Source organism: Pannonibacter phragmitetus DSM 14782, assembly GCF_000382365.1.
In the GTDB taxonomy this organism is placed as follows: Bacteria; Pseudomonadota; Alphaproteobacteria; order Rhizobiales; family Stappiaceae; genus Pannonibacter; species Pannonibacter phragmitetus.
Map to the genome: position 1 here is coordinate 129,572 of NZ_KB908215.1, position 12,657 is coordinate 142,228.

A 12,657-nucleotide genomic window follows, 5' to 3' on the forward strand; every position below is an offset into this window, starting at 1 on the left:
AAAGAGTACGCTCCGGTACGGTTCCTTGCGCAGGAGCCGCCCGGAGCGCAGTTTCACGCCATTTTAATATTATTGAAGCCCTCAGGCTTCAGGCGGCAGTGCTGCCCTCAAGAGCCGGATAGTCCGTGTAGCCCTTGGTGCCGCCGCCATAGAGCGTGTCGCGGTCCATCTCGTTGAGCGGGGCGTCACGGCGCAGGCGCTCCACCAGATCCGGGTTGGCGATGAAGGGACGGCCAAAGGCGACCATATCCGCTCGGCCGCTCTCCACCGCCTCGATGGCACTGGCCCGGTCATAACCGTTGTTGGCGATGTAGATGCCACTGAAACGGGCACGCAGGGCGCCGATGTCCTCGCCCGGCTTCAGCTCGCGCGTGCCGCCGGTCTGGCCTTCCACCATGTGCAGATAGGCAAGGCCGTAGCCATTGAGAATGTCCACGGCGCGGGAGAAGGTCTCGACCGGGTTCTCATCATGAATGCCATTGGCATTGGAGAAGGGGCTAAGGCGCACGCCCACCCGGTCCGCGCCGATGGCATCCACCACCGCGTCCATGACTTCCTTGAGGAAACGGGTGCGGTTCTCGAGGCTGCCGCCATGGGCATCCGTGCGGGTGTTGGAGCCGGTGCGCAGGAACTGATCGATGAGATAGCCGTTGGCCGCGTGGATCTCGACGCCGTCGAACCCGGCAGCAATCGCGTTGCGGGAAGCCTTCACATAGTCGGCAACGATGCCGGCAATCTCGGAGGTCTCCAGCGCCCGGGGCTGCGGCGTGTCGACAAAGCCGTTGCCGTCATAGACCTTGGACTGGGCGGCAATTGCGGACGGAGCAACCGGCGCGGCGCCACCCGGCTGCAGAACGTTGTGCGAAATGCGGCCCACATGCCAGAGCTGGATCACGATCTTGCCGCCCTTGGCGTGCACGGCATCCGTCACCTTCTTCCAGCCTTCCACCTGAGCATCGGAGTAGATGCCCGGCGTCCAGGCGTAGCCCTTGCCCTGCGGGCTGATCTGCGAGGCCTCGGTGATGATCAGGCCGGCGCTGGCACGCTGGGCGTAATATTCGGCGTGAATGTCATAGGGCGTGTCGTCTTCGGCGCGGTTGCGGGTCAGCGGGGCCATGGCAATGCGGTTCGCCAGCTTCATGCGGCCAGCCTGCACGGGTGAGAAAAGCTTTGCTTCCGTCATGGATCATTCCTTCTTCCGGGGTGTTTTCAGCCTTTTCTGGATCAATCAGTCCATAATTGGGCGGGATTCGAGATCTGGTTATGTGTGAGGGGTGCTAAGCGGGGACGGCTTGCGGCGGAGCCAGAAGCCGGGCGAGCCCTTCGTCCAGCGCCGAGGTGATATAGGCCTCATCCAGGCCGGACTTGCGCAAGGTCAGCGTGCCGATGGCAAGCGCTGCCAGCGCCCTTGCCCGGTCACGGAAAGCCTGCGGCTCGTTCTCGTCCAGCGCCTCGGCGATGATGGCCTCGATGCGCTCCAGATGGCGGCGGCCAAGGGTGGCCACGTCATCATTCTGGGGGGCAAGTTCGGTGATGCAATTGACCAGCAGGCAGCCATGCTTGCCGCCGGAAGGATCGGCCAGCGCCCGCAGCATGGCGGCCACCGCCCCGGTCCGGTGCGCATGCGGCGCATCGCCGATGGATTTCAGCGCCTCAAGTGCCGTTGCCGAATAGCGCCGCAGGGCCGCCAGCAGCACATCCTGCTTGGAGCCAAAGGCGGCATAAAGTGACGAACGGCTGATGCCCATCGCCTGTGTCAGGTCGTCCAGCGAAGTCGCCTCGAAGCCCTGACGGCGGAACAGCTCCAGCGCCGCACGCAGAACCTCACCCTCGTCATAGGAACGCGGGCGGCCCGGACCGGCAGTGGCTCCGGCAGCAGAGAGGCGTGGTTCGGCAGTCTTTTTCGTCATGGCCTTGAATATGGACTGCTCAGTCCGTAATTCAAGGGGGACACGAACAGGCCGCCCCGCCTGTCCACCCTTTGCACCGCAAACAGCACGGAGGCGCATATGCTGCCCTACAGCATGCTGGATCTTTCCCCCATTCCCGAAGGCTCGGACGCGCGCGATGCGCTGGCGGCCACACTGGACCTTGCCCGCCATGCGGAAGACCTCGGCTTCACCCGCTACTGGCTGGCCGAGCACCACAACATGCCCGGCATTGCCAGCGCGGCCACGGCGATCGTCATCGGTCAGGTGGCCAATGCCACGAAGCGCATCCGCGTCGGGTCCGGCGGCATCATGCTGCCGAACCATGCCCCGCTTGTGGTGGCCGAGCAGTTCGGCACGCTGGCAACCTTCTTTCCGGGCCGCATCGACCTTGGGCTGGGCCGTGCGCCCGGCACCGACATGGGCACCGCCCGCGCCCTGCGCCGGACGCTGCAGGCCTCCGATGATTTTCCGGCCGATGTTGAAGAGCTGATCGGCTACCTCTCCCCGGCCCAACCGGGGGCGCAGGTGCGGGCCATCCCCGGCGAAGGCACGGAAGTTCCGGTCTGGATCCTTGGCTCCAGCCTCTATGGCGCACAGCTGGCGGCTCATTTCGGGCTGCCCTATGCCTTTGCCTCGCATTTCGCGCCGCAGGCGCTGGATCAGGCGGTCACCATCTACCGCAGCCGCTTCCAGCCCTCGCGCCATCTTGCGCGCCCGCATTTCATGCTGGCGGTGAATGCCTTTGCCGGGGAGGATGATACAGAAGGCGTCTATCTGCGCTCTTCCATGCAGCAGGCCTTCGCCAACCTGCGCAGCGGACGGCCCGGCCCCCTGCCCAGGCCTGTCGGGAACATCCACGCCGTGCTCGATCCGCAGATGCTGGCGATGGTGGAGATGGCGCTCTCCTGCAGCGTCACCGGCGGGCCGGAAACCATCCGCAGCCAGCTTGCCAGCCTGATCGAGCGCTACCAGCCGGACGAGATCATGTTCAACGGCAACATCCACGATCCCGCTGCCCGCAAGGCCTCCTTCACCCGCACGGTGGCCGCCCTGAAGGACGTGACGGAGGCGATGACGCCTCAGGCGGCCGGGTGAAAATCCGGCCATGGTGGGCGCCAGGGTCTGGACTGTGCTAGGCTGGGGCCAAGGAGCTTCCTGATGCCGACTGTCCGTGCCTTGTTTCCTGTCTTCTGTCTCGCCGCCGGTCTTACGGCGGCCGGAGCCCTGCGGCCTGCGGCCGCTCAAAGGCTGGACATGACGTGTGATGCCTCGGCGCGGGACTTTGCCAATGCCCACGCGGGCGGCGGGCGGGACATGGGCACCAGCATTCTGGAAGGCGCGATGAGTGGCACGGTTGCCGGCGGCGCCTGGGCTGGCCCTTCCGGCGCAGAGCGCGGCGCCCATGCGGGTGCAGCCCTTGGCGTGCTCGGCACCATGGCGCAGGACCCGCGCGTCTGGCAGGCGCTTTACGACAGCGCCTACCGCACCTGCCTGACACAAAGATACAGCGCACCGGGATACAGCGCACCGGCTTACGGCGTGCCTGCCTATGGCCTGCCCTCTTACGGTGCTCCCTCTTACGTTGCTCCGGCACAGGGAGCGCAAATGCCACCGCCGCCGCAACAGGTTCTCCCCCAGCAGCCTGCACCGTCCATGCCGCTGGAGGAATTTCAGTCCTCGGGCGGGCCCTGCGGCTCCAGCGCCAGCTACCGCAAATTTGCGCCCGGCACCCAGCCCTCGACATTTACCGCAAGATCCGGCGGCAATTGCCAGTAGGGCTGGCACTCAGGCCGTGAGGCTTGCCGTGGCCTTTTCCAGCGCCTGATGAAGCTCGCCGAGCCTGCGCTTCAGGTCGCGGATTTCCGCAAGATCCAACCCGGCTGCCCCGCCAAGGCATTCCGGGATCGCCTGTCCGGCCCTGCGCATGTCTGCGCCCTTGTCCGTCAGCTTGACGCGCACCTGCCGCTCGTCTGCCGCATCACGCCGGCGGGCAACAAGCTCCATGGCCTCAAGACGCTTCAGCAGTGGCGTCAGCGTGTTGGATTCCAGCCCCAGCCGCTGGCCGAGCCCGCCAACCGTCTGGTCGTCCTCCTCCCACAGCACCATCATCACCAGAAACTGCGGATAGGTGAGGCCCAGCCCCTCCAGCAGCGGCTTGTAGGCGCGGTTGAAGGCGTGACTGGCCGAATAGATGGAGAAGCACAGGAGATCCCCAAGCGTCAGCGGGCCGGAGGCGTCACTTTCAGGGGAACAGGCGGATGGGGTCATGGGTTACTCCTTCAGGAGAGGAATTTAGTTCGCACACGATCAAATCGCAACGCTTGACAATCAGGCATAACCAGCCTATCTATCTCTTGCGATTAAATCGCGCACGATAAAAATACAGGAGACCGAAATGCCCGTGAACGTTCTGTACACAACCGCAGCCCGCGCAACCGGTGGCCGTGACGGCTCCGCCGAGACTCTCGACGGCACCTTCAAGGTCAGCCTCTCCACCCCGAAGGAACTGGGCGGCGCAGGCGGCGACGCAGCCAACCCGGAAAAGCTGTTTGCCGCCGGCTACTCCGCCTGTTTCCTTGGCGCCATGAAATTCGTGGGCGGCCAGACGGGCGTGAAGGTTCCCGCAGACACCACGGTCACGGCAACGGTGGGCATCGGCCCGCGTTCGGAAGGCGGCTTCGGCCTTGAAGTGTCCCTCGCCGTTTCCCTGCCGGGCCTGCCGCAGGAGCAGGCTCAGAAGCTGATCGAGGAGGCTCATCAGGTCTGCCCCTATTCCAACGCCACCCGCAACAACATCGACGTCAAGCTCTCGCTCGCCTGAGCGAAAGCCCTGTTTGACGGACCGGCGGCAGGAGCAATCCTGCCGCCTCCCTTTTACAGGCGGTTGACGGCTTCCCCCTGACGGGCCACCCTCTCGCAACCTTGGAGAGACGGAGTCGCCCGATGAAAGCCTTTTCCCGCAGCAGTCTCATCCGCACCGCTGCGCTTGCCCTTCTGACCGGCCTTACCGCCACGCCCGCCTTCGCGGCGCAGCAGAAATGCGGCGGCGACTTCAGAGCCTTTCTCGCAGGCGTGGAACAGGAAGCGGTGGCTAGCGGCGTCCCCCAGGGCATCGCCGCACGGGCATTGGCAAACGCCCGGATCGACAAGAAAGTCCTCTCGCGTGACCGTGGGCAGGCTGTCTTCAAGCAGACCTTCATCGAATTCTCTGCCCGTTCTGTCAGCTCCGCGCGCCTGCAGCACGGCGCCAACAACATGAAAAAATATGCGCAGGTCTTTGCCCGCGCCGAAGCGGAGTATGGCGTTCCAGCTGCCGTCATCACGGCCTTCTGGGGGCTTGAGACCGATTTCGGCGCCGTTCAGGGCGACTTCAACACCTTCAACGCCCTTGCCACACTGGCGCACGACTGCCGCCGCCCGCATCTGTTCCGGCCGCAACTGATTGCCGCCCTGCACATGGTGGTGCATGGCGACCTTGACCCGGCGACCACCACCGGGGCCTGGGCGGGCGAAATCGGACAGGTGCAGATGCTGCCGGAGGATATCATCCGCTACGGCGTCGATGGTGACGGCGACAACCACGTTGACCTGAAGAACTCGGCGCCCGATGCCATCCTGACCGCGGCCAAGTTCATCCAGTCGCTCGGCTGGCAGCGCGGTCAGCCCTGGCTCATCGAGGTGGAAACACCGGACAACCTGCCCTGGGCGGACAGCAGCCTCGACAAGACCAAGCCCGTGTCCGAATGGGCGGGCCTAGGCGTCAAGGCCCGCAGCGGCGCATTGCCAACCGGTGCCCTGCCCGCTTCTCTCATTCTGCCGCAGGGGCGCAAGGGACCGGCCTTTCTCGCCTTTCCGAATTTCGGCATTTACCTGAAATGGAACCAGTCCTTCATCTACACGACCAGCGCCGCCTATTTCGCCACGCGCCTTGCCGGTGCGCCGGTACTGGCCAAGACCTCGCCCGAGCCGGGTCTTGATGATGCAGGCATGCGCGCGCTTCAGACCAAGCTGCAGGCCCGCGGCCATGATGTGGGCAAGATCGACGGCATCCTCGGCTCCGGCACCCGCCGCGCCGTCCAGACAGAACAGCAGCGCCTCGGCATCCCCGCCGACGGCTGGCCGACACCGGCCTTGCTGCAGAGGCTGTGAGGGAAAGAAGAACGAGAAAGGCCCGGAACCGTATGGCTCCGGGCCTTTCTCTTTCACTCGCCAGGAAGTGATTACTTCCAGCTCTGATGATCGGCAGCTGTGCAGCCGTAGGGCGCGCGGTCGTTGCCGAAACGGGCCTTCAGCTGATCACAGCCCCAGCGGTTGAGCGGAGCGGGCATCATGTTGTTGATCTCCATGCCCGGCTGCTGGAAGGCGGTCGGCGAACTGGTCACGTACCAGACCCAGAAACCGGCGGCACCGACGATCATGAGCAGGATGATGCCCAGAAAGGCCTTCACACCGCGCATCACCACCTGACCGGCCGACGGAGCCGGAGGGCCAGACATCGCCTCCGCTGCAGTGCCTTCGCTGGCAGGCACATCCAGACCTGCCAGCGGATGCAGCGCAGTCTGCCGTTCTTCCTCCGTCATCTCGATACGGGTCAACTGATCGTCCAGAAGCACCGGCAGCGCCGAATTGCCATGGCGCACGGCAAGAGCCACCGCATGGCCCTTCTGCTGCCCGACAATCATCGGCAGCTGGCCATTTTCCAGCTTCGTATGGGTGACGCGGCCTGTCTTGTCCTCGGCCAGGCTGTCCGTATAGGTGATGTAGAGGCCGTCCTTCTTGCTTTCAAAGCCGGTTACCTGGACAGGAATCTCCTTCAGGATTGCAGGATTGCGCAAGCGCTTCTGCACACCAAGGGCGCGGATGTACTGGAAGACGGTGTAGAAGCAGAGGCCGAACATCAGCAGGCAGAAGCTGCCGAGCGTCAGGACGCGATTCCACAGCTTGTCGAGACCGAGCGTCAGCGTCGCAAGCTCAGGATTGTCACGGGAGATGACGATGCCCGTCTCATAATCCCCCATGTGAATGTCGAGGAACATGATCCGCACTTCGCTCTGATAGGTCTGCCCTTCAAAGGCATAGGCAACCTCAGCCTCACAGTCGGTGAAAACGCCGCGCCGGGTGGTGCACTGGCCGTTGCGCACGTCCCCCTCCACTTCCACCGGATTGAAGCTGATGCGGATGTCCCGCCAGAGCTCCGGTCCCTCCCTGACAAGAAGGAAGATGCAGAGAGCCAGCATGATGGGCACTGCCCAAAAAACCGCCTTGGGCATGGAGATAACGTCCCCTTTGAGGGAGAGGGGGCGCACGGGTAAATCAAGCAGTCGGGGTGCCATGAGACCTCTTTCTTGCAACTAACAGGAGATATCCTGGGAGTTTTAGGAAGATCCAAAGTCCAAAACTGCCATCTAAATCACAAAGTTTCTCTTTGAATGAGATCAGAGCTTATTTTCTGAAAAAACGAGAAACCCCTGTGGAAAACAACAAAAGAGCTGCTCAGATCTATTCTTTAGAACTGCACAAAAAAGAACAGACGCCATCCATTTGCATGGAGAGGCGCCTGCTATACTGCCCCAAGGGGATCAACGACATGCGGGCATCAACCACCTCGCCCGCCGTTCTCGGGCAAAGTTCTCAAGCTTTGCGGCGGCTCGAAAGCCGCCCGGCCGGACTGTGCAGAAACCGGCCTTATCGCGGGGCCATGCGAATGGCGCCATCGAGACGGATCGTCTCGCCGTTGAGCATTTCATTTTCGCAGATGGCCTTCACCAGCTGGGCATATTCGGCGGCCTTGCCGAGGCGTGAGGGGAACGGCACCTGCTCGCCCAGTGACTTCTGCACGTCTTCCGGCAAGCCAAGAAGCATCGGCGTTTCAAAGATGCCGGGGGCGATGGTCATGACACGGATGCCCGACTTCGACAGGTCACGGGCGATCGGCAGGGTCATGCCGGCAATCCCGGCCTTGGAAGCGGCATAGGCCACCTGCCCCACCTGCCCGTCGAACGCTGCGACAGACGCGGTGGAGACGATGACGCCGCGCTCGCCGTCTGCGGTCAGCGGGTCCTGCGCCGACATGGCCGTGGCTGCATGGGCGATGCAGCGGAATGTGCCCGAGAGATTGACCGCGATTACCTTCTCGAACAGTTCCAGCGAATGCGGCTCACCGCGCGAGGTGGTCTTGGCGGCAGGGGCAATGCCCGCGCAGTTGACGAGGATGCGTTCCACGCCATGGGCGGCGCGGGCGGCGGCAAAGCCGGCCTTGACGCTCTCCTCATTTGTCACATCGACGCTGACGAACAGCCCGCCGATCTCCTTCGCAACCGCTTCGCCCTGCTCCGCGTTGCGGTCGAACAGGGCCACCTTCACGCCGCTGGCGGCCAGAAGCCGGGCCGTCGCCGCGCCCAGGCCCGACGCCCCCCCGGTGACAACAGCCGCAATGGCGGATGAAAGCTGCATGAATTCCTCCTGTATTTTTCAGTCAAGCCAATGATTCATATCGGCTTTTACCGCTTTCATTGACGAAAGCGTCACATGAGGAGACGCTGCGCCGAAAGTCGAAGGCGGTCAAGCCGCGCAGCCTTCGGCGAAAGGGGGGATGGCGGGGGAAGTCTTACGTTGAGGAAGCGGAGAAGCGGACACAGGGGCACGAGCCCCGCCATAATGCCAAGGCTTCCGACGTTGACGAATCCAGCCTTGAAGAGGCTCATGCACCGCACGGGATCTGGTGCAAATTCCCCGCCTGCGGCCTTATGGCCGCAGGATCATGCCTTCCATGGCGGTCAGGCAGCCGGGATAGGCGGCGCTTGCGGCAGCGGCAATCTTGTCCATCCCGTCATCCAGGCGGCGCGGGTCATGGTGGAAGAGAACGGGCGTCTTCACCCCGGCCTTCTGCGACAGTTCCACCGCCTTCTGCCACGTGGAATGGCCCCAGCCGCGATAGGTGGGATATTCCTCATCCGTGAACATCGCATCATAGATCATCACATCCGCACCGGCGACGAAGCGCTCCACATTGGCGTCGATCTCAGGATCGCCATGCTCGTGGTCGGTGATGATGCAGATGGATTTACCCTGAAAATCGAACCGGTAACCACAGGCTCCACCCGGATGATTGAGGCGGATGGTGCGGATCGAAAGGCCGTCTTCACGCGGCAGGTCTTCGCCGGCGCGGAAGCTGCGGAAGGTCACTGCCTTCAGCGTGTTGGCGGCCACGGGGAAGATCGGGGGCGACATGATCCGGCAGATGATGTCGGTCAGGTCCGTATCGTCCTGAAAATGGCCAGCCCAGGCATTGATGTTGAAAGCCGGATCATAGGCAGGCTTGAAGAAGGGCAGACCGCAGATGTGATCGAGATGCGTATGGGTGAAGAGCAGGTCAAAGGACCGGCTTCCCTGCGTGCACAGGTCGGCACCCAGCTTGCGGGCGCCAGAGCCGCAGTCAACCAGCACGAGCGCATCGCCGGCCCTCAGTTCGAAGCAGGTCGTCTCGCCGCCATACTTCAGCGTGTCGGCTCCCGGTGTAGGGGTGGATCCACGCACGCCCCAGCACCGGAGCCAGAAGTCTTCCGCCACGCGGCCTCTCCCTATGCTGCCGCTTCACCAGACCTGGCAGCAGCCAGATCGCGGGTGGTGCGTTCAAGACGCTGGGCCAGAGTTCTCATCACTTCCAACGACATATCAGGAAATTCTTTCAAAAGTTTCAGGAAATCGTCCTTGCTGACAGACAGCACATCCATATCGGTTCTGGCAACCAGCGTTGCGGTTCGCGGCACATCACACAGGATTGCAATCTCGCCAACGATGGAGTGCTGGCGGGCGACGGCCACGGTCTGGTCCTGGCCATTGCTGCGCACCTGCACATCCGCCTCGCCCTTCAGAATGATGAAGGCCGTGTCACCCTCATCCCCCTGCTCGCACAGATGCTCTCCCGGCTGAAATCCGATCCGGTCACTGATAAATGCCAGAAGCCGCAATTTGGTTTCATCGATACCCCGGAACAGGGGCACCTTGCGCAGGGCGTCGACTTCCAGATCGAGAGACACGGCCAACCTCCATTACACCATTACTTGCAGCCAGAGCTTGTTTCAGGCTTGTTCTTCCCTGTTGTCCTGCCGGACGGTCCGGCCCTGATCCATGATCACGGCCTGATCGAATTCAATAGCTATGTCAGCGTGCGCCGTTCCGAACAGTACCGTACGGCCCGCAAGGATCTCCCGCAATATGCGGCGCAACTGTTTGTCATCCTCGCCGGGACCTGCGGCGATATCGTCGAGAATGGTGACTGGCGCATTCTTTAGCAGGCCTCTGACGAGTGCAAGCTTGCGGCGCTGGCCCGCGGACAGGCGCGAGCCGCTGACACCCACGTGATAATCGAACCCTGTGAAGATGATCGGCTCGCGCAGCCCCTCCTCCTCCACAACCTGCCGCACCAGCGCATCAATCCGCTGGCGCGCGTCACGTCTGTCGAGACGGGCGCGGCCGAAGAGCAGATTGTCCTCGATGCTGAGAGGGGGCAGATAGACGGCCGGATCAACCGCAATGAAATTGCGGCTGCCTTCCACCACCTTGTGCCGGAAGTCGCGCCGGGCCTCGACCACCTTCGCCCGCATGTCCTCGTCCAGAACGCCCAGGCGGTGCCGGGCAGGAATGAGACGGAAGGCCAGCGTCACAAGGCGTGCCCGGTCGGCTGGCGTGATCGTGTTCTTCAGCGCCTCGGAGCGGAAGGCCCGCACGATCCGGTCGAACTCGGGCAGATCATCTTGCGTGATGAAGGAATAAGTGCTGAGAAGCCCTGAATCGCCGCTGACATTGGCAAAAAGCTCCACCATCGTCTCGGCAATGCGCAGGCCCAGCAACTGCAGCTTGGTCTCCAATCCGGTGTCAGACAGGAACTGCTTGACCTCCGGCATCGACGGCATCTGGTCCATCATCACATTGGGATCAGACGGCACGGCAAAGAAAAGGTTCTCGGCCAGCGAGGCATTCTGGTTGAAGGCGTTGACGTCCCACAGTTCAACCAGAGCGGCGATACGGCCATCCTCGGCAATACGTTCGCCAATGCGGGCACGCACCGCCAGGATGCGCTCGATAAAAACCGGATCGCGCGCCGGATCAAAGCGGGACTGGAGCCCAAGACGGTAGATGTCTCCCTCCATCCCCGCCGCCGACAGCAGCGCCAGCGCCAGAACGTCAAGATCGTTCCTGGATGCAACACCCGCCGCCCGCAGATCCTCCCAGGTGGCGTGAATGTCATGCAGCGGATTGCGGGTCTCCCGCGCCTCGCGCATCGCCCGCAGGAAACTGTCGAGATCCTTGCCCGTGCGCTGCACCTCGTTCTGTGGCCGGTGCTTCAGTCCATAGAAGAGATTGTCGCGGATGGTGCCGGTCCAGATATGCACAGCGCCGCCCACATAGGCGATTTCCCGGCCGAGAGTTGCCTCCCCCAGCTTCTCCAGATCATGACCGCCGATCTCCACCCGGCCCGAAGTAGGGCTCACAAGCCCTGCCGCCAATTGCAGCACTTCAGAGCGGCCGGAGCCATCGCCGCCGATAACGGCACAATGGGTGCCTTCCGGCACATCGAGAGAAACACCGAAAACTTCCTGCCCTGCCGCGCCGCCGGAGAAGCTGACATTGTGCATCTCGAGTGCACCCGTGAGCGTGGTGCGCTCATCCCCCACCAGCCGCTCGACAGGATAAATGTCGGCGGCATCAAAGTTCTCCACCACTGTCTGGTACTTCACCTGCACGTCGGCGACGAGCTGGTAATAGGCCAGCAGTTCCTTCCAGGGGCCGGCCAGATCCTTGTAGGCGGCGATCACCGCCAGCAGCGCACCGATGCTGAGATTGCCCTGGATGACCAGATAGCCGCCGATCAGATAGAAGAAGAACGGCGTCAGCTGGTTCATGAAATTATTCACGAACTTGATGAAATACTTCCGATTGTAGATCTCGTAGCGGATCTTGAAATTTTCATAGAGCCGGTCAGCAATATCGGCAGAATGCAGCGCCGAAGTATCATTCGCATGTATCTCGTGAACACCAGTAATCGCCTCACCCAGCTTGTCGGAAATAACGCGAACATTTTTCACTCGCTGACGCGACAGCAGAACCACCTTCTTCTGCAGCTTGGGAATGATATAGGCCTGCAGCGGATAGGAGCTGACGGCGGCAAGCCCAAGCAGCGGGTCCTGCATGAAGATGAAGCCGACCTGCACCACAAGAAGGCCGCCCTGATAGGCAGGCAGCGCGATGGCATCGCCGACGAAGCCGCCGACATCCTCCACCTCTGCGGTGATCATGGGGATGATCTCGCCGGAGCTCACCTTGCGGAAATGCGGCAGGCGGAACCTGAGCACACGTTGAAAAAGCTCGAAGCGCAGGCGGCGCAGCATGCGCTCGCCCAGCCGTCCCTTGTAGACGTTGATCCAGAGCTTCAGCCCGTTGCTGACGACAACGAGGGCAAGAAACGTGATGCAGAGCAGGAAAAGATAGGAGATCTGATCAAATTCAAATCCCTGCATTTCCCTTGGGAAACCGTCGCCCTGCACAGCATCGTTGACGATCTGCTTGGGAAGCTCCAGCAGGATGTAGCTTATCGGGTAAGACAGGACCGTGAGAAAAAGAATGAAGAGCTGCTGCCGCGCACTGAACTTCCAGATGAAGCGAAAAAGGCTTTTTTCCATAGTGAAGTCCAGTCTGGCGAAACTGCTGCCATCCTTGTACTGGT

General features: G+C 62.4%; 12 protein-coding genes. 4 read left to right on the forward strand and 8 right to left on the reverse strand.

Annotated features, from left to right (window positions below; translation table 11 throughout):
- Window positions 1-88: 88 nt before the first annotated feature.
- Together H163_RS0100640 and H163_RS0100645 are read right to left on the reverse strand one after the other, a co-directional pair.
- Entirely contained in the window at window positions 89-1,183 is a 1,095-nt protein-coding gene (locus tag H163_RS0100640; protein WP_019962601.1) for an alkene reductase, read from the reverse strand.
- A gap of 94 nt (window positions 1,184-1,277) precedes the next feature.
- Entirely contained in the window at window positions 1,278-1,910 is a 633-nt protein-coding gene (locus H163_RS0100645) for a TetR/AcrR family transcriptional regulator (RefSeq protein ID WP_019962602.1), read from the reverse strand.
- A 99-nt stretch (window positions 1,911-2,009) separates the two neighbouring features.
- Between H163_RS0100645 and H163_RS21850 the strand changes: the two genes are divergently transcribed.
- Window positions 2,010-3,026, forward strand: coding sequence for an LLM class flavin-dependent oxidoreductase (locus H163_RS21850; RefSeq protein WP_019962603.1), 1,017 nt, complete (start codon window positions 2,010-2,012; stop codon window positions 3,024-3,026).
- 63 nt (window positions 3,027-3,089) lie between these two features.
- Complete coding sequence (locus H163_RS23490; RefSeq protein ID WP_019962604.1) at window positions 3,090-3,707, forward strand: hypothetical protein; 618 nt, start codon at window positions 3,090-3,092, stop codon at window positions 3,705-3,707.
- 9 nt (window positions 3,708-3,716) lie between these two features.
- On the opposite strand, the gene H163_RS0100660 is transcribed toward H163_RS23490, so the two are convergent.
- A complete protein-coding gene (locus H163_RS0100660; RefSeq protein WP_019962605.1) occupies window positions 3,717-4,199 on the reverse strand; it encodes a MarR family winged helix-turn-helix transcriptional regulator in 483 nt (160 codons plus the stop codon).
- Between the two features lie 127 nt (window positions 4,200-4,326).
- On the opposite strand from H163_RS0100660, the gene H163_RS0100665 reads away from it, so the two are divergent.
- Window positions 4,327-4,752, forward strand: coding sequence for an organic hydroperoxide resistance protein (locus H163_RS0100665; protein WP_019962606.1), 426 nt, complete (start codon window positions 4,327-4,329; stop codon window positions 4,750-4,752).
- A gap of 122 nt (window positions 4,753-4,874) precedes the next feature.
- Window positions 4,875-6,080, forward strand: coding sequence for a lytic murein transglycosylase (locus tag H163_RS0100670; protein ID WP_019962607.1), 1,206 nt, complete (start codon window positions 4,875-4,877; stop codon window positions 6,078-6,080).
- A gap of 71 nt (window positions 6,081-6,151) precedes the next feature.
- Here the strand turns inward: H163_RS0100670 and H163_RS0100675 are convergent, their stop codons facing one another.
- The 5 genes from H163_RS0100675 to H163_RS0100695 form a co-directional block, all read right to left on the reverse strand.
- Window positions 6,152-7,201, reverse strand: a complete 1,050-nt coding sequence (locus tag H163_RS0100675) for a hypothetical protein (protein WP_019962608.1) — start codon at window positions 7,199-7,201, stop codon at window positions 6,152-6,154.
- A gap of 415 nt (window positions 7,202-7,616) precedes the next feature.
- Complete coding sequence (locus H163_RS0100680; RefSeq protein ID WP_019962609.1) at window positions 7,617-8,384, reverse strand: SDR family NAD(P)-dependent oxidoreductase; 768 nt, start codon at window positions 8,382-8,384, stop codon at window positions 7,617-7,619.
- A 291-nt stretch (window positions 8,385-8,675) separates the two neighbouring features.
- Window positions 8,676-9,500 (reverse strand): MBL fold metallo-hydrolase, encoded by an 825-nt coding sequence (locus H163_RS0100685; RefSeq protein ID WP_019962611.1) that lies wholly within the window; start codon window positions 9,498-9,500, stop codon window positions 8,676-8,678.
- 11 nt (window positions 9,501-9,511) lie between these two features.
- On the reverse strand, window positions 9,512-9,970 hold the full coding sequence (locus tag H163_RS0100690; RefSeq protein WP_026355299.1) for a cyclic nucleotide-binding domain-containing protein: 459 nt from the start codon (window positions 9,968-9,970) through the stop codon (window positions 9,512-9,514).
- 42 nt (window positions 9,971-10,012) lie between these two features.
- Window positions 10,013-12,613, reverse strand: a complete 2,601-nt coding sequence (locus tag H163_RS0100695) for an ABC transporter ATP-binding protein (protein WP_019962613.1) — start codon at window positions 12,611-12,613, stop codon at window positions 10,013-10,015.
- Window positions 12,614-12,657: the final 44 nt, after the last annotated feature.